Source organism: Escherichia sp. AM3, assembly GCF_032029835.1.
Lineage (GTDB): Bacteria > Pseudomonadota > Gammaproteobacteria > Enterobacterales > Enterobacteriaceae > Escherichia > Escherichia coli.
In genome coordinates, this window is the sequence record NZ_JAVUPQ010001159.1 from 1 (window position 1) to 251 (window position 251).

The 251-nt window shown below is 43.0% G+C and carries 1 pseudogene; it reads left to right on the plus strand.

The features are described from left to right. A pseudogene (locus tag RTW80_RS30150) lies at positions 1-251 on the plus strand (helix-turn-helix domain-containing protein); the annotation flags it as partial.

Sequence of the window (251 nt, forward strand, 5' to 3'; positions counted from 1 at the left end):
GGCTCGGGACGGGCAAACATCACTCTATAAAGCATTACCATTCACAGATGCACATATTACTCCCCCTGGAGAGTCATCACTACCTGATCCTTCTGAGAAAGAAGACGAATCTAATGAAATATTGAATGTTTCCGAAATCATCGTTGAAGAAGAAACACAAGAGCCAGAGTTCCCTGAGCGGCCCGAAATTTTTACTTGGCTTCTTTCCCTTGATAAGAAGAAACCACCGCACGAAGAAACAGAAGATTTTG